This window comes from Pseudanabaena sp. UWO310 (genome assembly GCF_006861605.1).
Lineage (GTDB): Bacteria > Cyanobacteriota > Cyanobacteriia > Pseudanabaenales > Pseudanabaenaceae > Pseudanabaena.
In genome coordinates this window covers 21344-44915 of the sequence record NZ_SELU01000002.1, presented here as the reverse complement: position 1 = coordinate 44915, position 23572 = coordinate 21344, and the positions used below count along the sequence as shown (strand labels likewise).

The following is a 23572-nucleotide window of genomic DNA, read 5'->3' as shown; positions in this document are numbered from 1 at the left end:
TTACCTCTAGCTCTAGCTACTCACACCCTAATCTTTGAGAGGATTCTGTCATGAACTCGGAACAACAACAGCAGCGCATCATGGGTTACTTCATCGAAGAAGCCCGAGAACATCTTCAAACAATTGAGCAAGGCGTTTTAAACTTGCAAGAAATCCTAGATGATTCCGAATCAATTAACGAACTTTTTCGGGCAGCGCATTCGATTAAGGGAGGAGCTGCCATGTTGGGTGTGGGGAGCATCCAGCATGTAGCCCACCGCTTAGAAGACTTTTTCAAGATCCTCAAGGAAAATTCACAGATAAATGTTGACGAGCGCTTAAAAAGCTTGCTACTGGCTGGTTTCGATCCTCTGTCAGAACTCCTTGAAGAATTGCAAGGGGGTTACAAAATATCCGACGAGCTAACTGCTGAAACCAATAATCGTGTTAAGCCTGTATTTGCCGAGTTAGAAGCCTATCTCAATCAGTTAGTCACCGAGGTAGATGGTGAAGTATCTACCCAAACACCTGCCCAAGCACCTACCCAAACGTCTAGTCAAAAAGTTCCAGAAAAAGCAGTTGCTCCCATAGAGCAACCCGATATTGTCTCCCAAAGGTCGATATTTCAAAAGGAAGTTACGACCAAAATGCGAGATATGTTGCAACTATTCCGCTCGGCGGATACGCCTGAAAGCCGATCGCAGTTACAAACGGTTTGCAATTATTTTCAAGAAGTTGGCAATAACTTTGATCTGCGAAATTGGACTAATTTGGTCATCCAGATTAAAAATGCGATCGCTCAGCCTAATAACTCCTACAGAACCCTCGCGCCAATTTTAATTAGAGAATTAAAGGAAGCTCAGGATTTAGTACTTGATAATCGCGAAGCAGAAATTGCGGTCTCCTCCCAGATTCAAAGTCTATTGCCCTATAGATTTTCTGAACCAGAAGATGACGAGGTCAGCACAATCTTCACGACTGCCTCTGGAGATATTGATTTTGATGACGAGCCCATAGCTGAGGATCGGTCGATTGCCGATCATGACAATATAGCTCGCGACCTCAATCCCATTGATATCGATCTGTTTGCCGATGATACTAGTGAAGTCAATGAAGAAATATTCGATCTGTCTGAGGTCAATGAAAGCCAAATCGATCAGATAGATTGGATGGATGGTGAATATGAGGTCGCCGAAAATCAACATATTGATGGACCAAAAGTAGGGGCTTCAGAGTTGAAGTCCTTGGCAATTCTCTTTGAAAACGACGACATTGACTTTGATGCTGCTTGGGAAGACATCGAATCCAATGAAACAAATATGTCAAACCAAGGAGTCACAAGCTCATCTGACAATCGCGATGATTTTGCTGACCTACTTGGCAATGCTTCTAGTAATGATGATGAGACAATCCCCAATTTAAATAATAAGGAATCTAGCATCGATCAATTGTTTGGTGATTTTTCCACGGAAGACTCAACTGCTGAAATTAGGGCTGAAGAATCTGAGGACTCCCTCTTCCCATCTGAAGACTCCCTCTTCCCAGACGATCTAGACGGTGCATTAAACCAAGTTACTGATAACTTCTCAGAATTTGAGACAGATGCTGAAGATGCTCGAACAAGTCAAGCGAGTATAGAGGAGCTATTTAGCAATGATTTTGGCAAGGCCACCGATCAAGATGAGCAGTTTGATAGGGACTTAGGGTTAGATCTTTTAGAGCAAAACGACAATCCTCAAATCGAGAATAACCTACCAACTAGCGATCGCCTTGACCAAATCGATCAGATTGACCTATTTGATGACATTAACATTAGTGAGATTAATACTGATGATATCGATTTTTACGATTTATCAGAATCATCTGCTGAGCAATTAGACGATCTTAGCGATAGCTATCTTAGCGATCATAATCTTATGATTGATGCTCAGGATGAATCCGACTCTCTCTCTAGTGAAGAATATTTTGCCGAGATTGCCAGACAGGAAAATGCCCTTGCGAATGGTAATGATGATGATGGTTCTATAGAGCCATTTGCTTTGACTTTTTCTGAAGAAGGGATGACCTTACTGGAGGATCCCTTTGCAATTGATGAAAATCTTGATGGAGTTTTGTTAGGTGATTCCACATCTGAGCCTCCTCAAGAGGCAAAATTGCAGAGCAATGACACTGATCCCCTCGATACTACTGGATTAAAGATATTTGACGAACTCGGCTTCGATAGTGATGAGTTGGATGAATCAGTAACATTCAAAGAAGATGTTAGAAGTCATGACTCTTCAACATCGATGGATGAAGAAACTAACGAAGATCTGGGTGGCTTCTTTGCAGGCATTTCCGATTTAGATGATACGAATCAAGCAATCACGAATTTAAGTGAAACTGTCAATGCTAACAATATCGATGCTACTAGTAACGATGATATTAGTAGTGAAGAGGGCTTAGAGAATTTCTTTGATGGTATTAGTACCGATAGTGCTGATGCTATAGACACTGATATTACCGATGATATTAGTAGTGAAGAGGGCTTAGAGAACTTCTTTGATGCTATTAATACCGATAGTGCTGATGCTATAGACACTGATGTTACCGATGATATTAGTAGCGAAGAGGGCCTAGAGGACTTCTTTATGGAATCAGCCAATAATGCTGATCATAATGAGATATCTAATCTTTCTGATGCCATTGATGAATTTAGCCAGTTGGATAGCGACGACAATTTAGATGATTTCTTTGCAGCTAACAACTCTTTCGATAGTTCTCTCGCCGCCGATCCTTTGGTAGATGATATTCCCACGGACGAGCCAGCACAAGATTTGGGTGATCGCACAGAAGATAACTTTAGTCAGCTAGATCAATCCGAGCAACTAGATGATGATTTCTTTGTTAATTCGGAACTCAGTTCCGAATCTATTAGCTCTGAATCTATTGGAGATCTTGGCGATATTACTGTCGATCGTGCTGAGCAAGAATTTAGTATTAATGGCGATCCTGATGAATTTCTGGATCGCTCTGAACAGCTCGAAGACATTACCTTCACCAGCAAGGAACTAAGTTATGAAGATGACGTAGCAGAGGAAATCAGTGATTCGGAATCCTTAGCTGATTTTTTTGCTGAATCCGAAAGCCCTGCAATTGCATCTAGTCACAATATTAATGATGAAATTAATGGTGAATTTAATGATGAAATTAACGATGAACTAGACGATCGCCATTTAGCTAGCTATGCTGAGAGCATCACCAGTACTGACGATCTTGGCGATTTCTTTGACGTAGCGGAAGAGCCTCAAGACTTAAATCAACAGGAATTTGTAGATTTTGGGGAATCTGAGGATGTCAATTTAGACTTCTTAGACATGGTAACGAATGAAGACGTACCTGTAGAAAGTCCTGTCGATTTAGCGATCGCGCCCTTTTCTGAAGAGTTAATCGCTGAAGAGTTAATCGCTGAAGAGTTAATCGCTGAAGAGTCACTTACAGACAGCTCTGACTTGGCAGATTTATTTGTTAATGCTAGAGAAGAAGACTTAACGGTATTGGAAAGTGACTTCGATTTCGATGACAATAGAGAACTGACACAAAGCGATGAATTTGCCGATTTAACAAATGCGCTGGATGGTGCATTAGATAGCGCGTTAGATAAGGAATTTCAAGACTTTGAATTAGAGTCCATAGAAGCCAACTTGACAACTCAAGAAGACATCGATCTCGAAGTTGACAGTCCAAGCACTGCCACTACCACCATTGACAACCTAGTAGATTTCTTTCAAGGTAATGATGAAATAGAAGATAATTCGCTATCCATTGAAGAAATCGTGAGTAGCGATTTGGCGATTGACGAGTCGATAGTTTTTGATGAGTCTGATCCTCTCTCTGATTTGAATCAAGATGATTTAGGCTTAGATTATCCTCTCACCCAAGATTCTCAGGCAAAGCCCATCTTAGAACCTGAGAATCAATTGCCACCAGAAGAACTCAATGGAATTGATGACAACTTTGACTTCGATGACTTAGAAGCCATGATTGGCAGTTCTATTAATATTGCAGATGAGGGCTTAAATAGTGAGCAGCCCGATCAATTCAGTAGTTCTATTAACTCTATTAATAGTAATGGTGCTAGTCAAGTAACTCCCTCTATCAATGTACCAAGGAGTCATCAAAATGTGGTCAGTCCCGACAGTCCTGACAATGATGATATGGATTTTGATGCCCTAGAAGCACTTCTGAGCGATGCGGATACCATCGATGCGGAAACAAACGGCGCTAACAATTTCACCTCCATACCTCCTGTACCTTCAAAGCCTGCCGATGACTTTGACGAATTGGAAAATATGCTTCAGTCAGCATTTGCGAAGGATGTTGGCCCAATCAAAACTAAAGCTCCCGTGCGACCTCCTACGACTACCCGTAAGCAGAGGTTGACCGATACGACTATGCGTGTTGATGTCAAGTATCTCGATAGTTTAAATAACCTAGTTGGGGAACTGGTTGTCAACCGTAATCTGTTGGAGCAGGATCAAGAGAGACTACAGCAGTTCATTACCAATTTGTTACATCAAGTGCAATTACTGAGCGACGTATCCCAAAGAATGCGGGATCAGTACGATCGCTCCTTACTTGAAGCTTCCTTAACTGCGGGAAGAGGTCGTTCTTACAGTAGTTTTGAGACTTCCTATGCCAATGACGGCGCAAACTCGAATAGTTCGGTTAGCAATGACTTTGAAGGCATTGAGTTCGATCGCTACAACACCTTCCACGTCCTCTCGCAGGAAATCATTGAGTTAATTGTCCGAGTTCGCGAATCTGCTTCCGACATTGAGTTCGTGGTGGGGGAAACGGATCAGGTAACCCGTCAGTTGGGAACGATTACCACCCAAGTCCAAGATGACCTCAAGCAATCACGCATGGTTCCCTTCGCGCAGATTGCCGATCGCCTACCAAGAGGTATTCGCGATCGCGCCCTTAAAACTGGCAAACAAGCCGAATTAGAGATCTTTGGGCGGGAAACCCTGATCGACAAAGCGATTTTAGAATCCTTGACCGACCCACTTACCCACCTTGTCAACAATGCGATCGACCATGGTTTAGAAGATCCCGCCACCCGTCAAGCGGCAGGGAAATCGGCAACTGGTCGATTAACGGTACGCGCCTATCACCAAGGTAACCAAACCGTCATTTCTATTAGCGACGATGGCGCGGGGATCAGTCCCGATCGGGTGAAGAAAAGTGCTGTTTCTAAGGGAGTGCGATCGCAAGCTGAAGTTGATCGCCTTAACGATACTGAGGTTTATGCGCTGCTGTTTGAAGCAGGCTTTAGTACGGCGGCTCAAGCCGATGAATTTAAAGGGCGCGGCGTTGGGCTGGACGTAGTCAAAACCTGTCTTGATGATATTCGGGGTGTCATTATCGTAGAATCGGTAATTGGCAAGGGAACCACCTTTACCATTCGCTTGCCGTTGACCTTAAGTATTTCCAAGGCGATGTTCTGCATTAGCGATCGCGCGAGGATTGCCTTCCCCGTTGACGGCTTTGAGGATATGGTGGAAGTACCACAAAGTCAAATCGTTCTTAACGAAAAAGGACAGCCCTGCTTACCTTGGCGCGATACGGTTTTGCCATTCCAGCATCTCTCGAACCTGCTCTCCTACAGCCGCCATCTCAGCCGCAGCAGCATCTATGGTAAGCAGGAAAACGACGAACTCTGCATTATCATTCTTCGCAACGATACGAGCTACCTCGCCCTACAGGTCGATCAATTCCTCGGTGAATACGAGATCGTAATTAAACAGTTAGAAGGTCCCATTCCCCAACCTGCGGGAATTGCAGGTGCAACGGTGCTTGGGGATGGTCGCGTTATGGCGATCGCTAACGTTTTAGAACTATTCGATATCGCTAGCGGTAGGTTGCGTCCTTCCACCTCTGGCGCAACAATTCAGCCAACCGTGGAAGAAGATGTTGCCGTCGATCCGACCGTACTCATTGTTGACGATTCGATTACGGTACGCGAACTACTGTCCTTAACGTTTGCGAAGGTGGGCTATCGCGTCGAACAGGCAAAAGACGGGCAAGACGCTTGGGAAAAACTCCGTGCTGGGCTGCCCTGCGATATGATCTTCTGTGATATTGAAATGCCACGGATGGATGGATTGGATCTGCTCTCAAGATTGCAGAAGGATTCCCGACTCAAGGAGATTCCTGTCGCGATGTTAACCTCGCGCGGAGCCGATCGCCACCGTCAGTCAGCCATTCAACTAGGAGCAAAGGGATACTTCACTAAGCCCTATCTCGAAGAAGAATTACTAAGTGCATCCAAACGTCTTTTAAATGGAGAAACCTTGCCGATCTAAAATACAGTCCTTCTCCCTATCCTATGCTGCGGAAGTGGGAAATCAAGTTTTCTCCTAGGCTTACGGGAAGGAAAACAAGGGTAAGGGCATGATAAGAAAAACCTATGTTGCTGAGTCTCAAAATCGAAAATTTTGCTCTGATTGATCGCCTCGAGCTAGAGCTATATGCGGGATTGAATATTCTCACTGGAGAAACAGGTGCGGGTAAATCAATCGTCTTAGATGCTCTAGATGCGGCGCTTGGAGGTAAGGTATCGGCGCGGATGCTTAGAACTGGCTCCGAGCGAGCCAATATCGAAGCAACTTTTTCTACAAATCAAGCGATCGCGCAATGGCTAGAGCTACAGGAAATTGATGCCCTAGATGCTGACACGCTCGTCTGTAGCCGCGAGATTACAGTCCGCAGCAATCGCACCCGTGTTAATGGCGTGGTTGTCAATAAGCAACAAATTCAAGAACTACGCGATCGCCTTGTCGAAATTACCGCGCAGGGGCAGACCATTTTGCTCAGTCAAGCTACACAACAGCGAGAATGGCTGGATAGCTTTGGTGATCGGATCTCCCAGCAGGCTTTATTTTCACAACGGCAAAAAGTTGCCAGACTATTTGAAATAAAAGAGCGATCGCGCAAAGCTTTATTAGAAAGACAACAAAACGAACGCAATCGTTTACAACACCTTGATATGTTGCAGTATCAGTTAAAGGAACTGGAAGCTGCAAATCTAGGAGATCCCGAAGAGTTAGAACAACTAGAAGGCGATCGCCAACGTCTCGCCCACAGCGTGGAATTACAAAAGCATGGCTATGCGGTCTATGAAGCCATCTATCAGAATGATCTTGGTAATGCCTGTGCCGACCTATTGGGGCAAGCGGAGTCAACCCTTACGGAAATGGTCGCCCTCGATCGCGAAGCAGTGGGAATCCTCGAATTAGTTTCGAGCGCCCTCGCCCAAGTAGAAGAGGCAGGACGGCAAATCAATAATTACACCAATCGTCTGGAATCAGATCCCGAACAATTGGAAATAATCGAACAGCGAATTAATCAGATCAAACATATTTGTCGCAAGTATGGCACGCTCCCTGAGGCGATCGCCTATACCCAAAAATTGCAAAATGAACTCGCCGAACTAACTGATCGCAGTATTTCCATAGAAGATTTAGAACGTAAAGCTGAAGCGGATTTGCAGGCTTTGCTCAAGGCTTGCAAAAAGCTCACGGATCTACGCAATCAAGCAGCCGTTGCTCTAGAAAAAGCCCAAATCGAAGCCTTAAAAATGTTGGCAATGGAAAAAGTTCGCTTTCAAGTGGGCATATATCCGAGCGAACCGACAGCTCTAGGTAGCGATCGCATTGTATTTGAGTTCAGTCCGAATCTTGGCGAACCCTTACAACCACTAGCAGAGACAGCCTCGGGTGGGGAAATGAGTCGATTTCTTTTAGCCCTCAAAACTTGTTTTGTGCGCCAGAAAAGCAACGATGCTCAATCCCTCCCCGATACCTTTGCCCATGCCCATGTCGGTACGATGGTATTTGACGAGATCGATGCAGGAGTATCGGGTCGGGTCGCTCAGGCGATCGCCACCCAACTATGGCAGTTGAGCCGCAGCGCTCAGATTCTCTGCGTTACCCACCAGCCGCTAATTGCGGCGATCGCCGATCGCCACTTTCATGTCAACAAACAAATCGTAGCCGATCGCACGCAAGTACAAATCCGCCTGTTGGAGTTGGAAGAGCGCAAACAGGAACTGGCGCAGATTGCTTCGGGTATGACGGTTGAAGAAAGTTCAGAGACGCAGGCAAGGAAAGAAATCAAGAAAAAAAACAACGGCAAAAGCCCTAGCAAAGAATTTGCCAACGCTGCGGCTCAAGCGATCGCCTTTGCCGAATCGTTGCTAGAACAGGCTGCCGCCATCAAATCTGAGCAATAGATTCCCCCCTTCCCTCTCGAAGACCAGATTAACCAAACGTGAATTCGGCATAATTTGAAACGGGCTTTGAGAAAGGGTTTGCTACGCAAACCCTTTCTCAAAACCAAAAGTAAAAGCCTTGCGGAGCAAGGCTTTTACTTTTGGGCTTTTAAAATTTGCCAGCTTATACCAATTTCCAAAAGTGTGGCTACACTTTTGGAAATTAAAAACCAAACCCAGTAAGGTTTTTCAAATCACAAAATGGCGTAGCCATTTTGTGATTTGGTATTAACTCGAACTGACGTTGATCAAATATTAGTGCGCGGCGAAGCCGCGCACTAATATTTGATTAGGACTATGCGTTAGCTTCGAGAATAGCTTTATCGCGAATGCGACAGGAATCACATACCCCACAGGGAACTTCACCACCCTGATAACAAGACCAAGTCAGGTTGATTGGTACGCCCAAACGTTTCGCCCGTCGCACGATATCGGTTTTAGAATCCATCACCAATGGTGCAACCAACTTAGGGGCATTTCCTTCCACACCGATCTTAGAAGAGAGTTCGGCTAACTTTTGAAATGCCTTCAAATAATTGGGACGGCAATCGGGATAACCCGAATAGTCAACCGCATTAATTCCCAAATAGATAACCTCCGCGCCTTTTGCCTCAGCCAAGGATAGAGCGATCGCGATGAACACCGTATTCCGTCCTGGCACATAGGTAATCGGTATTTCACCCGCCTGCACGCCCTCCGTCGGCACGTCAATATTTCCATCAGTCAAAGCCGATCCTCCCCACTGCGATAGGTTCACATCGACAATAAAATGTTCGCGAATTTGTAATGCGGCAGCAACTTCCCTTGCGGCAAGCAATTCTCGCTCGTGGCGTTGACCATAGCGAAAGGATAGGGCAATCGGTTCGTAGCCATCGGCGATCGCTTGAGCTGCCGATGTGGCTGAATCGAGCCCACCTGACAATAAAATAATCGCTTTCCGTTGAGGGGATTCTAAGCTTGCCATCTCAATTACCTTACTCCTAATAACTTGTGGGTTTGGATACTCACACACCAGTTAGCATGACTTAATACATATTGCAGTACCAGATCCTTACTACTAGCAGTTTCCCACTCAGCCTGTAAATATTTCATCACATTTATCGCAACTTTTTCCGCATTCTGTTCCGCCCATATTAAATCCGACGCATCCTTAACGACGATCTTCAGCTCATTCACCCGTTCGTAAATGCTGGCATGGGGAGGTTTAAATCGTTTGGGCGAAAAGGTGACCCAATCAAAATTACCGCTAAAGGGATGCGATCCCGATGTCTCAAGATGCACTCGCAATCCCTGAGCCTTTAGCTCGGCAGTCAATTCCGTGAGATCATGCATCAAGGGTTCACCGCCAGTAATGACCACGATCGCAGGTTTCACTGCGATCGCTTGCTTAACCAGATCGGCGATCCCTATTTGAGGATGTCTTTTCATATTCCAAGATATCTTGGTATCGCACCAAGGGCAGCCAACATCACATCCTGCCAACCTAATAAAAAACGCATTCGTTCCCATCCATGCGCCTTCTCCTTGTAAGGAATGGAAAGTCTCTACAATGGGTAAACTATTTGCCAAATTAACTCGATTCACTCTGATTCCGAAGCGCTAGGCGCTACTATAAACAACAAATATGGCGTAGCCATTTCTTAACTTGGGCTTAGGGTCACCTTCTAAGTAACTGGGCATAATTAAAACCCAGAATCAAAACCTGTAGCGCACGCGCAGCGTGCGCTACAGGTTTTTGGATTTTATATTTAATTGCACCTAGCTACTTAATCTTTAACATTACCTCGCAAAGCTTTAACTTCTCCCCTTCTAGTTTTATCGTCAATACGTCGATTTTGAGCAGTACGGGATGGTTTGGTGGGCTTACGTTTGGTGGGAGTCACCGTCACACTTTGGATCAATTGCTGAAGACGACTGAGCGCATCATCACGATTTTGGTCTTGAGTCCGATGCTGCTGCGCCTTGATGATGATAATTCCATCTTTGGTAATGCGGCGATCGCTTAAGTTAAGTAGCCGCTCCTTATATATCGGTGATAGAGAAGATGTATTGATATCAAAACGGAGATGGATCGCAGTCGATACCTTATTTACGTTCTGACCACCTGCACCTTGGGAGCGAATCGCGGTAATACTAATTTCGTCGAGCGCTAGAGATGTATATTTGGTAATTTGGAGCATGGAATTGTCTAAAGCGGTTCGAGCAAGCCTATTCTACCAAGCCTATTCTATAGTATAGCTGCCGCCAGTTTTGTTAGGACAAAATTAAAACCCTAAAGAGAGTTGCCGCGAGGAGCGCAGCAACTCTCTTTGGGGTTTTATGTCCTGATACAGTTGACAGCAGCTATACCTAAAAAATCACCTCAAAAATTCATCCCTTTCTGTCACAGTGTAAGTTTTGCTAAGGACATCCAGCACTTTGCGCTCAAACCCAAAATATGAGTGGTGGCGCGAAGCGCCACCACTCATATTTTGGGTTTTATAGCGCTTTAACAAAATAACAATTCTTCTTCAGGGCAATCGCGATGTCCGCGAGGTTCGAGCGGCACACCATAGGCACTTTGGATATTGTCAGGGGTGAGAACTTGACGGGGCGTACCACTGGCGACTAGGTGGCGATTGAGCAGGAGCAAACTATCGTAGCGATCGAGGGTATTACCCCATTCATGGCAACTAATCAGTAAGGTCTTTCCCTCCTGCTTTAGTTCGCCATAGATCTGCCACATCAGCGCTTCTGTCTTTTTGTCAACGGCAGTCATCGGTTCGTCTAATAACAAAATATCCGCCTGTTGCGCCAAGGCTCGTGCTAAAAATACGCGCTGCTGCTGTCCCCCTGAAAGCTGTTTGATCGGGCGATCGCGCAATTCGTAGAGTTCCACCCGCTCTAGTACTTGGCGAACGATTTCTTGGGATTGACGGCTAATTTTGCCAAACCAACCACTATACATAGTCCGCGCCATCATCACCACATTCCAGACAGTGACGGGATAGTCCCAATCAATCTGCGATCGCTGTGGTAGATAAGCAACCTTTTGCCTCTGCTGCTTCAGTGGTTCGCCGTTATAAAAAATTTGCCCTTTCTGAGCGGGAATCAAATCGAGCATCGCTTTGAGTAAGGTACTTTTACCCGCCCCATTCGCACCAATGAGTCCCACTAACGAGCCCGATTCAATGCTAAAGGAAATATCCGACAGAGCCGAAACTTCGCGATATCGAACGGACAGGTTTTGTACTTCAAGCATAATGCTCAAAAAATGATAATCGTTTTCAAAAATTATACTCCTAAATGAACGTCAGTTTGGGGTAAGCTGGCAAATTTTAAAAGTCCAAAAGTAAAAGCCTTGCTAAGCAAGGCTTTTACTTTTGGGCTTAGAGAAAGGGTTTGCGTAGCAAACCCTTTCTCTAAGCCCATTTCAAATTATCTCGAACTCATGCTAAATGATGATTAAAATGATGATTAAGTAGCTGTGCAAAAAAAATATTAAAACCTGTAAGGTTGCGCCCCTGAGGGACGCAACTTTACAGGTTTGGATCTGTTCGTAAGTAATCACGAATAATTTTAACGAATAATTTTAGTTAGAATTCTGCGTCGCTTTCACAGCGTAATAACCAAGTAATGTCGCCACAGTGAAACCCGTGAAAAATAAGGCAAACAGAACACTGATACCGCCAGTGATGCCAACTTGAGCAAGAATGCCTTTACCAGTCAAAACTTCATTGGCAAAGCCTGCAACCAGTCCAATCATCGCCATCCGACCATTCCAAGTTTCAGCAAAATTACTAAAGCCAAATACGCCTGCCCCTGTAGGATTGACATTAAGATCAAAGTTTTTGCTAGCTGCCTTAGATTTATCGCTATTAGAGCTATTAGAAGCATCGTTTGCTGCAATCTTGTTGGGTGTAGTTGGTGTAGTTACCATGACTGATTACTTTCCTGCAAAAGTTTTTATATTAATTAATTAAAATTTACATTTAATGTAAACAAATGTAAATCTATCGACAGAAATATGCCCTATTGCTTGAACCCCAGTTGCCAAAAGCCAAACAACCCTGAAGGGAGCAAGTTTTGTATGAATTGCGGTAAAAATTTGCAACTTAAAGGGTTGTATGAGGCGATCGCCTTAATTGGGCAAGGAGGGATGGGGCGTACATTTCAGGCTAAGAACTTAGGTCGCTTGGGACAAGCCTGTGCGATTAAGCAATTTCTACCTCAGTTTTACGAACCAGAATTAAGGCAAAAGGCGATCGCGCTCTTTGACCGCGAAGCCAACCAACTTAAAGAGCTTGGTTCCCACCCCCAAATTCCCGAACTGATCGCCTATTTTGAAGAAGAAGGATATTTATACTTAGTGCAAGAACTGATCGAGGGAGTAAACCTCTACATAGAATTGCAGCGTGACGGAATTTTCAGCGAAGCGCAAGTTTGCCAACTCCTAATCAATATTCTGCCCGTTCTGCAATTCATCCACGACCGTCAAGTCATCCACCGCGATATCAAGCCTGAAAACATCATTCGTCGAACTGGAGATCGTCACAATAATTTTGTCCTCGTTGATTTTGGAGCGGCTAAAGCCTTTACCTCTAGTTCAAATCGTACGGGCACATTGATCGGTAGTGCGGAATATATTGCTCCCGAACAAGCAAGGGGCAAAGCCTCTCCCCAAAGCGATCTCTATAGTTTAGGAGTAACCTGCATTTATTTATTAACGGGAGTTTCCCCCTTCGATCTTTATGATGATGCAAGCGATCGCTGGATTTGGCAAGAAAAGCTACCAACTTCTATTTCTCGCCATGTAGTCATGATTCTCAATCGTCTTCTGGAAAGAGCGACATCAAATCGTTATGGCTCAGCCAGAGAGGTTTTACAGGATCTACAGGCTTTGGGAACTTACCCGAAACCTAATACTGAGAGTTTAGAGGGAAGCGATGCCCCCCTAAGCATTAACCCGAAAAACTATCCACAAATCGCAACCTTAATAGAATTACTAAATCTAGGTCAATGGCAAGAAAGCGATCGACTCACCAATGAGATTATTTTGGAACTGGGAAACAAAGATAGAATTTCTCGATTAACTGCTAAGGACATCGATCGCATTGACTGCGAGATCTGGCTAGCGATCGATCGGGCATGGATGCAAGCTAGCAATAATCGTTTTGGTTGGAGTATTCAGCAACAAATCTGGGTAAACTTGGGCGGCAAATTGATTTATACCGAAGATAATTATTGGGAATTTGCTGCTATTTATGAGAAGTTTGCCGATCGCCTTGGATGGCGCAGACCAAGTTGGTTCAATCTCGAGTTTTCGCCAAGGATTTGGCGTACCTATGAGAATTTGATCTTTGCGATCGACGCTCCGCTCGGACATTTACCCAGCTTGTTTTTTTGGGAAGGATTTAATTTAGTCGATCCCGTTTTCTATCGCTTGGAAGTCTGCCGTCAAAGCAGGAACCATGCATGAATTGTCCCTACTTTGATAGACTAAGTAGCTAAGCATAAGTAAACTTAAAACCCAGAAGAGAGTACCGTCCGCTACGCGGGCGGTACTCTCTGGTTTTGTTTTTATTATGCTGAACTACTTACTTTGATAGACTTACTTTGATAGACGACTGTAACAAATATTTTATATAAGGCTTCTACATCTATAGTTATGAAAAAATTTTTTGGCTATGCGATCGCGGCTTTGATGTCCTGTCTACTGATAGTAGCTTGCGGACAAACAAACCCCACGACCACCAATACGCCTAATAGCCCAAGCAATAGTCAAAACTCAATCCCCATCGGAATCGCTCTCGCCCAGACTAGTAATGTTGCATTGCTAGGGCAGGAAGAAGTTACAGGTGCAAAGATTGCAGAAACCTATTTCAACAAGCAGGGTGGCATCAATGGCACACCAATCCGTTTAATTTTCCAAGATACCGCAGGCGATGAACAGGGCGCAATTAATGCTTTTAACACGCTAATTTCCCAAGATAAAGTGGTCGGTATCGTGGGACCTACCTTATCGCAACAGGCTTTTAGCGCCGATCCGATCGCTGAACGAGCAGGCGTTCCCGTCATTGCCCCGTCAAATACCGCTAAGGGTATTCCGCAGATCGGTAAATACATTTCGCGGGTATCTGCTCCTGTCGCAGTAGTTGCACCTAATGCGATCGATGCGGCTCTCAAAATCAATCCTCAAATTAAGAAGGTCGCTGTCTTCTATGCCCAAAATGATGCTTTTAGTAAATCGGAAACAGGAACTTTCCAAGAGACCGTAAAACAAAAGGGCTTAGAACTAGCAACCGTACAAACCTTCCAAACCACCGATACCGATTTCCAATCCCAAGTAACCAATGCCATCAATATCAAACCTGATTTAATCATCATTTCGGGGCTTTCGGCTGATGGTGGCAACCTCGTCAAACAACTGCGAGAACTGGGTTATAAGGGTTTAATCATCGGTGGTAATGGGTTAAATACTTCCAATATTTTGCCTGTATGTAAGGCTCTCTGTGACGGTATTATTATCGCTCAAGCCTATAGTCCCGAACTAAAAAATGAGGTAAATCAAGCATTCCGCCAAATCTATACCGAGCAGAATAAGAAAGAACCACCGCAGTTTACCGCTCAAACCTTTACAGGCGTACAGGTATTTGTGGAAGCTTTACGAACTCTTGACAAGACCACGAAGTTGAGTACCCTAGCCTTACCTCAACTACGCACTCAGCTCAATGACACCCTATTAGCGGGTAAATATGTCACTCCTATTGGAGAGATTTCTTTCACTCCCGAAGGTGAGATCGTGCAGAAGCAATTTTTTGTCGCCCAGATCAAAATGGATGCTGATGGCAACAGAGGCAAGTTCACTTTCATTCAATAATTTGAGCGCAAAGCGCTGTATCTTCTGTATCTATAGCTGCCACCAGTCTTGTTAAGACAAAAAACAAAACAGTGTTGCCGCGCTCCGCGCGGCAACACTGTTTTGTTTTTCCTGATACATTTGGCGGCAGCTATAAAAACCAAACCCAGTCAGGGTTTTCCAAGCTCAAAATGGCGTAGCCATTTTGAGCTTTGGTATTACTAATTAGCGGTCACGTTTAGAGTCAATCTGACTGTGCCGCTTGCGGTTGCAGGGAGTACGACATTTTGCAGCGATCGCTGAAGCAACTCCACAAATTTTCGATCCTTTAGCGTCGAAGCTCCATCATCCAATACAAACCTTGTCAGTCTGCCATTCTGAATGGTGATCTCTAAAATCACAATTCCCTTAAGCCCAGCAGGTACATTAATGGATCGCAACTGTTGAGCGATCGCCTGTTGAGCAGTTGCGATATCAGCACCTACCAGCCCTGTGATACTTACTAACTGTACAGGAGGAATAGATGCTGGCTCGTTGGCAGTCTTATCGCTCACAGTACCAGAGGCAACTTGTTTGCTGATTTTTGCATCAGTACTGGGAACAGCGGGTAGAGGGGAGGGTAAACCTGTTCTCAATGCACCCTGCGTTGGCGAAGGGGCATTATAGGATTGAGATGGAGAGAGCATGGGAGCAGGTTTAGACAGAGCATTGGTTTCGCCCCCAAAAACACCATCATAGCTAACTCCTTCGGGCAGTTCGACAGGTACTTGTACGGTCACCTTACCCCCGTCTGGGTTAACCCGCACTTCGGCACTGACCGCAACAAAGGCGGTGTACTGGGAAAGTAATCGGTAGTCCAGCGCCGTTTGCGTGACAGCCTCAACCAAAGACTTTACTTCTCCAGCAAACATCTGATTCATTAAGTCTTTGATCCGAGCGCGTCCCCAGAGTTGAGCAATACCAAGATTACTATTGCGATCGCCAAAATTGACATTAATGGTTTGCTCGTAGCGTTCGCCACCTGCGGCGATGCCTGTAATTTTGAGCTTGCCATTGGCGCGATCGCCTTTTTTACCAAAGATAGTTAAAGGCTGTTCGGCAAAGAGATCGGGAGGATTACTGGGATACATTTCAGGAGCTGTTCCTTCGCCTTCCCACTGCACTTGAATATTGGTCAGGACAGGGTTATTAATCTGACGGAAGAACTTCTCGGCAACTTCTTGAGTTGGCTCATCCTGTCGCACTACCCTCGATGTCCCACGCCCCATTTCCGCAATCCTTTCTAAAAGATAGCGATTTACCGAACTACCTACACCAAAACTATAGAGACGATTCCCTGGTTTGAGATTTTTTTGGACAGCAGCAATCACTTCATTGTCATTGCCAATATAACCATCCGTAATCAGCACCACACTCCGCAATCGACCATCGCTAGCGGCAGGAAAATTGGTTACGGCATTAATTCCATTCATTAATTCAGTGCCACCGTTAGCATCCACTTGATCGATATAATTCATTGCCTTTTGGCGATTGGCAACAGTATTTTTTAATGGGTAGGACGAAAGCTGGCGGGTAGTGGTAGAAAAATCAATAATCGTGAAGGTATCGTTAGGATTTAACCCATTGATAAAACGGCGCATTAGTTCGCGGGACTTCAGGATCGGATCGCCCGATTGCGAGCCTGATGTATCCATCAAAAATACAACATCCTTCGGCACGATTTGATCAGAGCGATAGGCGATCGCAGGAATTAAATAGGTCGCAAAATGAGCTCCTTGCTCAGTGGTCGTCGTAAGCACCGCAGGCGCAGTGCGATCGCCGCTAACTTTATAACGCACGATGAGATCTTTATTCGGAATAGTGTCTCCATCCGCCAGTTTGATCTGCACCGTTTCGCCATTATTTTTCACATCTAGACGATGGGAAGTAGAGTAAAGATTGTGAATGGGAACCCCTGCATCAATTTGCAGATTGACCATAACATCGGCGGCTAAGATTGTTTCGGGATTAGCGACAGGGGGGGTAATGCGCGAAGCATCGGGAACCTTAGTCGTGTTACCCCGCTCGTCGATCGCCTGTCCAGGAATATAGCGGGGACCAACCACCAAGGGGAACACAAATTCGTAATCACCACGCTCAAATTTTAGGCTTTCGGTATAGCGAATTGTGACTTTAATTTCCTCTCCTGGTTTGATATTGGCGAGTGACTGGGTGAAAATATTATCCCGTTCTTGTTCTAGCAATCCTGCGGTACGTCCCTCTTGGCGAGCGCGATTGTAAATTGCCTTAGCTTCTTCCCTCTTCTTAATATCTCCTTTAATCGTGCGATCGCCAATCTTTATTTCCATATCATCGACAGCGGCTTGGTCGGGTAGCGGAAATACATAAATCGCTTCTAGGGGCTTATCATAGGGATTTTGAAAGGTTTGGGTAACTTCTACACGTGAGATATTGCCCGATATCTTGCCGCGAACATCGGTATGGGTCAGGGTAAATGAGGCTTCATTGCGCGGACGAGTGGTCAAAGCATATAGCCCACCAACTGAGCGATCTTTGCTTGGCTCAGTTCTAGAATTGCGATCGCTAATAGGTTCGATAATTCCCGATTTAATCATAGTGCCAGAAGATGTTTGAGGTTTAGCGATCGGACTTGTCTGAGCAAGGGTACGATGGGCGATCGCTCCCATCAAAAGCATTGCCATAGGGAGGACAATATAAATCGGCTTAATAGATTGAATCTGTTTCAAGGTAATTTCACTCCTAGCCACCATCGGCATTTTCAAATTAAAGTAAACTTAAAATCTAGAAGAACGTACCGCCCGCGTAGCGGGCGGTACGTTCTTTGATTTTGGGTTTTAATTATGCTGAACTACTCAATATTCCAAGATATTCCAAAAAATATTTCCTAAGATTGAGTCTCCCATCAATCCCAAAGGGTTACTAACCAGTTGCATTTTTGGTAACGAAAAACTTCGCCCAAGCAAAATGGGACGAAGCAAAGCATTGCTCTTAGGAAAGCGCGATCGTCCAATCACTCAACTCACCCAAAATGCGATCGCCCCATCATCCCCGAAAATACGATCGCCTAATTCACAAATCGTTAATAGGTTCGCTATTAATTTGCAGCCAATTTGCTAGTCTATTCATATCTTCTTCTTGTTTTCCAAAACTTGCGGCTAACTCTAGAAAAAAGTCTGCCGCATCAGTCTCTGATGCTATAAGTTCAATTCCATTAATTGCTAAAAATGTATAAACAGCGATCAGGGCAATTCTCTTATTACCATCAATAAAACAATGATTTTTTACTAGTCCATAGCCGTAAGATGCAGCTAGTTTGTATAAAGTTACATCTTCTTCGTAATGATACAGATTTCTGGGCTTGAATAAAGTTGATTCCAAAGCGCCTTCATTCAAAATTCCCGCAGTGCCACCCGACTCGGCGATAATTTCATTATGTATAGCGCAAACGTCATGAGTTTCGAGCCAATAAGGTTCGATCATTTAGCCAACTCAATCAATGCGTTGCGATATTTTTTCATCCCCCGTCGGGCTACTTCCATCTTTTTTGCGAAATCAGGATCGTATGCTGAAATCTCATATCCAGAGGGAGTTTTAGTTGCAAAGAGATTATCACCATCATCAACATTCATGCTGGCTGCCATTTCTTTTGGAATGATAACGCTTAGGGAGTTCCCTCTTTTTTTGATATTTAGAAGCATATCTCTTTCCTCAATTAGATTACGTTTAAGCGTCATGTGTTTTAAATGTTACTACAAATGTTACAACATTCGACTTCTTTAAATCTCTTGTTGCAGTAATTCAGTAATCATCAACACGATCACCCAACCACCCCCTCAAAAAACGCGATCGCCCAACCACTCCTCAAAAACGCGATCGCCTAACCAATCACGAGCTAAAAATAAATAACACCAATAAATTTGATAACAGTTATTGCTATTTACTGTTATTGCAGCGAGAATATTGATATCAAGATTATTAGAGGACTAAACTTATGAATGTGTCTCTAACACCTGAGCTAGAGAGCTTTATACAAGGAAAGGTTAATACTGGCTTGTACTATTCTGCTAGTGAGGTTGTGCGTGAGGGGCTGAGATTGTTACAGGAACGAGATCAACTTCAGCAGTTGCGTTTGCAGGAGTTGCGTCAAGATATTCAGGCGGGTTTAGATAGTGGTGATGCTACGCCCCTTGATATACAGGCAGTGAAGGCAAAGGCACGGCAACGCAAGCAACAGAAGTAGGTGTAATAATGGCAATCATTCTGAAGCGTCCGCTTGCTGAGATGGATTTGCTGGATATTTGGGATTATATTGCGGATGATAGTCCAGATAGAGCGGATGATTTTTTAGATCGAATAGAAAGTAAGTTGTTGACCTTGGCTCAGAATTCGGGTTTGGGGAGAAAAAGACCAGATTTATTGCCAGATTTACGGAGCTTTCCTATTGGTAATTATGTGGTGTTTTATCAGCAGATTGAGGGTGGTATTGATGTGATTCGGTTGCTTCATGGTTCAAGAGATATTGAGCAAGTATTTAAACAGAATTAATGTATGGCGATCGCCCAATCATCCACCCAAAACGCGATCGCCTAATAGTGGTAACGAGCTTGAAGAAACTCAATGCGATCATCTTTAATGCGATAGACCATTCGATGTTCTTGAGTTAATCTTCTTGACCATGTGTTTTCGCTAACATATTTGAGAGGTTCAGGTTTACCAATTCCCTTAAATGGATCATCAAGAACAGATTCAACTAATTCCATCGCTCGAATAGCAATTTTACGATCCGTATTTACCCAATACACTAGATCTTGCCTGAATTGTGACACAAAAACTGCATCACGCGGTTTCTTTGGCACTACCAAGTCCCACCTCCTGACTGAGTTGATTCAAAGTTTTCGGCAAAACTGTTCTCGAATCCGCTTCTTCTAAAGCTTCAAATAAACGAATTGCATTTTTAGGAGATTTAAGTAAATGTAAAGTCTCAAGCAAACTCGATAGCTCTTTAGCAGAGATCACTGCAACATTTTCGCGATCCCCACGTTCCAAAATCACAAAGTTGTTTTCTGCAACCACGTGATCGCAAATCTCTGAAAACTGATTAAGTGCTTGCTCGTAATTGATTGTAAGACTCATACGCCATCACAAAATGTACAAATTTATCTTCAAACATATTATATCGCTGGTTTTTGAGAAAAAAGTACAATGCGATCGCCCAATCACTCACCTTAAAATGCGATCGCCCAACCTCGCTCCAAAAATGCGATCGCCCAACCACATTATCCTGTAACAACAGTAACTTGACCTTTAATTGCTGAACCTAGAGAAGCTAAAAGATTTGATGCTAAAGGCTTTAGAGCCGCCAAACTATTTGATGGTGCTTGTAAGACCACTACCGCGATATCGAATTGAGGTATATTTTGCTGAAAAGATAAATTTCGATCAACTGTTACAAAGACATCAAACTCTTCTACGGCGAGAGCTAGAAGCTTACCATTTTTGACTCCTGCCCAGCCCATTTGCGGAACTATTTTTACTACATAGCCAACAATTTCTCTAGCGAATCGGCGATCAATACATTCATCCAAAAGAATTCTCATATTATGCCGTCGCACTGAAAAATGTTCTTCCTAACTCTTCCAAAAAGTAAATAACTTGTTCTTTAGTCACAGTTGGAAAACCATCCAAAAAATCATCAATGGACTCTCCTGCTTTGAGATAATCCAAAAGTGTTTGCACTGGAACTCTTGTATTTGAGAATACAGTCGTACCACCCATAACATCGAGAGATCTGCTAATAAACTTTGAATCTCTAAACATAAATTTATGATATTTAACTGTATTTAATATTTTAGCAAATATTGATAGGCGATCGCCCAACCACTCTCCCAAAACACGATCGCCTAATCATTCCTCTCCCAAAACACGATCGCCTAATCATCCCCTCACAAAAATGCGATCGCCTAACCACTTCACAAAAACGCGATCGCCTAACCACTCACCAAAAACGCGATCGCCTAAATATTCCCTAACAAAACACGATCGCCCAACCATCCACCCAAAACATGATCGCCCAATCATCCACTCACAAAAACGCGATCGCCAAACCACTTACCAAAAAACGCGATCGCCAAACCACTCACCCAAAACACGATCGCCAAACTAACCAAAAACACGATCGCTCAATCACTCAGACAAAACGCGATCAAATTAATCTATGCTAATATATCAAATATGGTATAGAGCGATATGGGAAATCAAAGTAAACCTTTAGTTTGGCTGCATGGTGAGGTTAAAACTCCACCTTTCAGTCAAGAAATACGAGTGGAAACAGGTGTTCTGCTCAGGCAATTGCAGCAAGGTTTATCTATTGGATTGCCCCATTCTCGCCCGATGCCAAGTATAGGAGAGCGCTGTCATGAGTTACGAATTCGGGATGCAGAAAAAAACTGGAGAATCATTTATCGAATTGATGATGATGCAATTTTGATCGTGGAGGTTTTTAATAAATCAACGAGAACGACACCTAAAAATGTGATTGATATTTGTAGAAAGCGACTTAGTAGATATGATGCTGATTAGGTAGGAGAATATGATGGATCAAGCTAAAAGAGCGCGTTTAGAAGCTAAAGGTTGGAAGGTTGGATCGGTTTCAGATTTTTTGGAGTTAACGGCTGAAGAGTCTGTTTTAGTTGAGATTAAGCTGGCGCTTAGCCAAAATCTCAAGGAACGTCGGCAAAAGCTGATGACTCAAAGTGAACTTGCTTCTAAAATGAGTTCCAGTCAGCCTCGAATTGCTAAGGCTGAGAATGGTGATGCTTCTGTTTCTATTGAGTTGTTGATTAGAGCTATGTTGGCGACTGGTGCTACGCCTCAAGATATTGGTCAGGTTATTGCTAGGGTAAAGTAAGGCGATCGCCCAATCACCTCACCCAAAACGCGATCGCCCAACCACTCACAAAAAAGCGATCACCCAACCACTCACCTAAAACACGATCGCCCAATCACCCACAAAAAACGCGATCGCCAAATCACCCACCTCACCCAAAACGCGATCGCCAAATCAATCTCACAAGAAAGATTTTAATTTGATTGACTTTGAGTAAGTTCCTCCCGCAATACTCTACGCAATATACTCTCTAGCGGTTCTTGTGATTGTTGATGGATATGTTGACGTAAGGCTTCGTTGATTGATGTCTGATAATTATCGCCGCCTTTGTTGTTAGCTTCTGAGCGAAACCATTCTAAAATGTCATCGTCTAGCCGAATTGTAATACGAGTTTTACCTTTAGCGACTGGCTCGATCGCACCACGTTTACCTTTACTGAAGTCGTATTCTGGTTCCATATTTTTAGTCCTCTTCATATTGTTTACGTTCGCGGCGCTCTGCTAATCGTGCTGAAATTAAACGGATGTCTTCACCTCGCCATGTGAAAACAACGACTAAGATTCTGCCAAAGGCATCCATGCCAATAGTGACAAATCGGTCTTCGTCAAATCTGTTGTCTGGAATTGTAATGGCAAGATCGTCTGAAAATGCGGATACTGCATCGGCGAATTCAATGCCATGTTTTTGAAGGTTTGATGCGGCTTTGTTTTTGTCCCATTGATACTTCATCTAATTATAGTATGCACAAGTGTGCATACAACTCTGCCATAAATTTGTATCAAAGCGATCGCCAAATCACCCATCCAAAACGCGATCGCAAAATCATCCCCTCAAAAAACGCGATCGCCCAATCACTCACCCTAAAAATACGATCGCCCAATCAACCACAAAAAACACGATCGCCCAACCACCCACCTTAAAACGCGATCGCAAAATCATCCCCTCAAAAAACGCGATCGCCCAATCACTCACCCTAAAAATACGATCGCCCAATCAGCCATCTCACAAAAACGCGATCGCCCAACCACTCACAAAAAACGCGATCACCCATCCAAAAAATTCGCATACGAGAAATCTAGTGCGATCCGATTTTGTGTAAAAAATTTTATCTTTCAATTATTAAAGATATCAGTCGAAGCTTTTAACTAAATTCACCTATTTACCTAGATGAGCGAAAATACCTATTACACTATTGTCCAGCCATCGCCATAAAAATCACTATAGCTGTAATAATTAAAGCCCAAGGAATACCTATCCAAGGATTGCTCATAGCGACAGTCCATAACCCACCAAATCCCTGAGTGGCAATTATAAAAAATCCGTAAAATACAGAAATAATAATGAAGCCTATAACCGCAAGGACTGCAACCGTAGTTAACCACTCGGTCAGAACGTTCTTACTGTCTTTTTTTATAGGATTTTTAGCCAATTTGATTTACTCTCAATTAACATTAGGGATTTTAAGATAAACTTCTATCTATTAGATAACTTTGACTAAGACATAAAAGCTCCTTATTCAACAATGTAATGGTTT

At 43.8% G+C, this 23572-nt stretch carries 26 protein-coding genes; 11 read left to right on the top strand and 15 right to left on the bottom strand.

Going from position 1 to position 23572, the window contains the following annotated elements:
- Positions 1-50 precede the first annotated feature (50 nt).
- Positions 51-6326: a response regulator gene (locus PseudUWO310_RS01280; RefSeq protein ID WP_142598372.1), complete on the top strand. Its 6276-nt coding sequence runs from the start codon at positions 51-53 to the stop codon at positions 6324-6326.
- Positions 6327-6430: 104 nt separating this feature from the next.
- On the top strand, positions 6431-8254 hold the full coding sequence (gene recN / locus PseudUWO310_RS01275) for a DNA repair protein RecN (protein ID WP_142598371.1): 1824 nt from the start codon (positions 6431-6433) through the stop codon (positions 8252-8254).
- Positions 8255-8588: 334 nt separating this feature from the next.
- Here recN and queC read toward each other — a convergent pair whose 3' ends face one another.
- The 5 genes from queC to PseudUWO310_RS23750 all read right to left on the bottom strand — a co-directional run bounded on the left by queC (position 8589) and on the right by PseudUWO310_RS23750 (position 12212).
- On the bottom strand, positions 8589-9257 hold the full coding sequence (gene queC / locus PseudUWO310_RS01270) for a 7-cyano-7-deazaguanine synthase QueC (RefSeq protein ID WP_142598370.1): 669 nt from the start codon (positions 9255-9257) through the stop codon (positions 8589-8591).
- 5 nt (positions 9258-9262) lie between these two features.
- Complete coding sequence (locus tag PseudUWO310_RS01265; protein WP_411729010.1) at positions 9263-9802, bottom strand: 7-carboxy-7-deazaguanine synthase QueE; 540 nt, start codon at positions 9800-9802, stop codon at positions 9263-9265.
- Between the two features lie 257 nt (positions 9803-10059).
- Entirely contained in the window at positions 10060-10473 is a 414-nt protein-coding gene (gene arfB / locus PseudUWO310_RS01260; protein ID WP_142598368.1) for an alternative ribosome rescue aminoacyl-tRNA hydrolase ArfB, read from the bottom strand.
- A gap of 308 nt (positions 10474-10781) precedes the next feature.
- Positions 10782-11534 (bottom strand): metal ABC transporter ATP-binding protein, encoded by a 753-nt coding sequence (locus PseudUWO310_RS01255; protein WP_142598367.1) that lies wholly within the window; start codon positions 11532-11534, stop codon positions 10782-10784.
- A gap of 330 nt (positions 11535-11864) precedes the next feature.
- Entirely contained in the window at positions 11865-12212 is a 348-nt protein-coding gene (locus tag PseudUWO310_RS23750; protein ID WP_317845535.1) for a chlorophyll A-B binding protein, read from the bottom strand.
- An 87-nt stretch (positions 12213-12299) separates the two neighbouring features.
- Between PseudUWO310_RS23750 and PseudUWO310_RS01245 the strand changes: the two genes are divergently transcribed.
- The gene (locus PseudUWO310_RS01245) at positions 12300-13751 is read left to right on the top strand and encodes a protein kinase domain-containing protein (protein WP_142598366.1); all 1452 of its coding nucleotides are present in this window, start codon (positions 12300-12302) and stop codon (positions 13749-13751) included.
- A gap of 189 nt (positions 13752-13940) precedes the next feature.
- On the top strand, positions 13941-15152 hold the full coding sequence (locus tag PseudUWO310_RS01240; RefSeq protein WP_142598365.1) for an ABC transporter substrate-binding protein: 1212 nt from the start codon (positions 13941-13943) through the stop codon (positions 15150-15152).
- Positions 15153-15352: 200 nt separating this feature from the next.
- On the opposite strand, the gene PseudUWO310_RS01235 is transcribed toward PseudUWO310_RS01240, so the two are convergent.
- The 3 genes from PseudUWO310_RS01235 to PseudUWO310_RS01225 form a co-directional block, all read right to left on the bottom strand.
- Positions 15353-17902, bottom strand: coding sequence for a VIT domain-containing protein (locus PseudUWO310_RS01235; protein ID WP_142598364.1), 2550 nt, complete (start codon positions 17900-17902; stop codon positions 15353-15355).
- A gap of 319 nt (positions 17903-18221) precedes the next feature.
- Positions 18222-18632, bottom strand: coding sequence for a type II toxin-antitoxin system death-on-curing family toxin (locus PseudUWO310_RS01230; RefSeq protein WP_142598363.1), 411 nt, complete (start codon positions 18630-18632; stop codon positions 18222-18224).
- A complete protein-coding gene (locus PseudUWO310_RS01225) occupies positions 18629-18850 on the bottom strand; it encodes an AbrB/MazE/SpoVT family DNA-binding domain-containing protein (protein WP_142598477.1) in 222 nt (73 codons plus the stop codon). Before PseudUWO310_RS01225 ends, PseudUWO310_RS01230 begins: the two co-directional genes overlap by 4 nt.
- A gap of 293 nt (positions 18851-19143) precedes the next feature.
- Between PseudUWO310_RS01225 and PseudUWO310_RS01220 the strand changes: the two genes are divergently transcribed.
- On the top strand, positions 19144-19392 hold the full coding sequence (locus tag PseudUWO310_RS01220; protein ID WP_142598362.1) for a type II toxin-antitoxin system ParD family antitoxin: 249 nt from the start codon (positions 19144-19146) through the stop codon (positions 19390-19392).
- A gap of 8 nt (positions 19393-19400) precedes the next feature.
- Positions 19401-19697, top strand: coding sequence for a type II toxin-antitoxin system RelE/ParE family toxin (locus PseudUWO310_RS01215; RefSeq protein WP_142598361.1), 297 nt, complete (start codon positions 19401-19403; stop codon positions 19695-19697).
- Between the two features lie 41 nt (positions 19698-19738).
- Here PseudUWO310_RS01215 and PseudUWO310_RS01210 read toward each other — a convergent pair whose 3' ends face one another.
- From PseudUWO310_RS01210 to PseudUWO310_RS01195, 4 genes are all read right to left on the bottom strand, one after another.
- Positions 19739-20008, bottom strand: a complete 270-nt coding sequence (locus tag PseudUWO310_RS01210) for a Txe/YoeB family addiction module toxin (protein WP_142598359.1) — start codon at positions 20006-20008, stop codon at positions 19739-19741.
- Positions 19989-20285, bottom strand: a complete 297-nt coding sequence (locus PseudUWO310_RS01205; protein ID WP_142598357.1) for a type II toxin-antitoxin system Phd/YefM family antitoxin — start codon at positions 20283-20285, stop codon at positions 19989-19991. Before PseudUWO310_RS01205 ends, PseudUWO310_RS01210 begins: the two co-directional genes overlap by 20 nt.
- 143 nt (positions 20286-20428) lie before the next feature.
- Positions 20429-20749, bottom strand: a complete 321-nt coding sequence (locus tag PseudUWO310_RS01200) for a DUF5615 family PIN-like protein (RefSeq protein WP_142598355.1) — start codon at positions 20747-20749, stop codon at positions 20429-20431.
- Position 20750: 1 nt separating this feature from the next.
- The gene (locus tag PseudUWO310_RS01195; RefSeq protein WP_142598353.1) at positions 20751-20969 is read right to left on the bottom strand and encodes a DUF433 domain-containing protein; all 219 of its coding nucleotides are present in this window, start codon (positions 20967-20969) and stop codon (positions 20751-20753) included.
- 41 nt (positions 20970-21010) lie between these two features.
- Between PseudUWO310_RS01195 and PseudUWO310_RS22670 the strand changes: the two genes are divergently transcribed.
- From PseudUWO310_RS22670 to PseudUWO310_RS01185, 4 genes are read left to right on the top strand one after another with little or no spacing between them, the layout of a single operon-like run.
- Positions 21011-21181, top strand: a complete 171-nt coding sequence (locus PseudUWO310_RS22670; RefSeq protein ID WP_190315867.1) for a hypothetical protein — start codon at positions 21011-21013, stop codon at positions 21179-21181.
- Between the two features lie 33 nt (positions 21182-21214).
- Positions 21215-21373: a hypothetical protein gene (locus PseudUWO310_RS22665; RefSeq protein ID WP_190315866.1), complete on the top strand. Its 159-nt coding sequence runs from the start codon at positions 21215-21217 to the stop codon at positions 21371-21373.
- 25 nt (positions 21374-21398) lie between these two features.
- Positions 21399-21731, top strand: coding sequence for a type II toxin-antitoxin system RelE/ParE family toxin (locus PseudUWO310_RS01190; protein WP_142598351.1), 333 nt, complete (start codon positions 21399-21401; stop codon positions 21729-21731).
- A gap of 13 nt (positions 21732-21744) precedes the next feature.
- Positions 21745-22059: a helix-turn-helix domain-containing protein gene (locus tag PseudUWO310_RS01185; protein WP_142598475.1), complete on the top strand. Its 315-nt coding sequence runs from the start codon at positions 21745-21747 to the stop codon at positions 22057-22059.
- Positions 22060-22232: 173 nt separating this feature from the next.
- On the opposite strand, the gene PseudUWO310_RS01180 is transcribed toward PseudUWO310_RS01185, so the two are convergent.
- Together PseudUWO310_RS01180 and PseudUWO310_RS01175 are read right to left on the bottom strand one after the other, a co-directional pair.
- Positions 22233-22496 (bottom strand): BrnA antitoxin family protein, encoded by a 264-nt coding sequence (locus PseudUWO310_RS01180; RefSeq protein WP_142598349.1) that lies wholly within the window; start codon positions 22494-22496, stop codon positions 22233-22235.
- 4 nt (positions 22497-22500) lie between these two features.
- Positions 22501-22767 (bottom strand): BrnT family toxin, encoded by a 267-nt coding sequence (locus PseudUWO310_RS01175; protein WP_142598347.1) that lies wholly within the window; start codon positions 22765-22767, stop codon positions 22501-22503.
- Positions 22768-22786: 19 nt separating this feature from the next.
- On the opposite strand from PseudUWO310_RS01175, the gene PseudUWO310_RS01170 reads away from it, so the two are divergent.
- On the top strand, positions 22787-23137 hold the full coding sequence (locus tag PseudUWO310_RS01170) for a hypothetical protein (protein ID WP_142598345.1): 351 nt from the start codon (positions 22787-22789) through the stop codon (positions 23135-23137).
- 90 nt (positions 23138-23227) lie between these two features.
- Here PseudUWO310_RS01170 and PseudUWO310_RS01165 read toward each other — a convergent pair whose 3' ends face one another.
- Complete coding sequence (locus PseudUWO310_RS01165; RefSeq protein ID WP_142598343.1) at positions 23228-23467, bottom strand: hypothetical protein; 240 nt, start codon at positions 23465-23467, stop codon at positions 23228-23230.
- Positions 23468-23572 lie beyond the last annotated feature (105 nt).